The sequence below is a fragment of the Photorhabdus africana genome, assembly GCF_035181445.1.
Lineage (GTDB): Bacteria > Pseudomonadota > Gammaproteobacteria > Enterobacterales > Enterobacteriaceae > Photorhabdus > Photorhabdus laumondii.
Window position 1 is genome coordinate 1 of sequence record NZ_JAXBVE010000309.1, and the last position, 223, is coordinate 223.

The following is a 223-nucleotide window of genomic DNA, read 5'->3' on the forward strand; positions in this document are numbered from 1 at the left end:
CGCGGCCTTATCCCGTATCAGCCGGTTATTCATCTGGGTGTAATACGGCAGCACCGCCGTCAATAGCGGCTGATTTTGATTCAGCCCGAAACGCTGATACCAGGGGGCCCCATGTTCGACCCGGAACTGCAACCGGCCCAGTTCATTACGCAGCGCCTTAAACGCCAGCAACTGGGCGTCGGACGCTTCCGGGCGGGCTTTCAGGTCGGTCATTGCCGCGTTG

Annotated in this window: 1 protein-coding gene; it reads right to left on the minus strand. The window is 60.1% G+C overall.

Translation table 11 applies throughout. The features are described from left to right. Nucleotides 1-223: hypothetical protein (locus SLS51_RS23885; protein ID WP_323840927.1), on the minus strand; the 223-nt coding region annotated here is incomplete at both ends.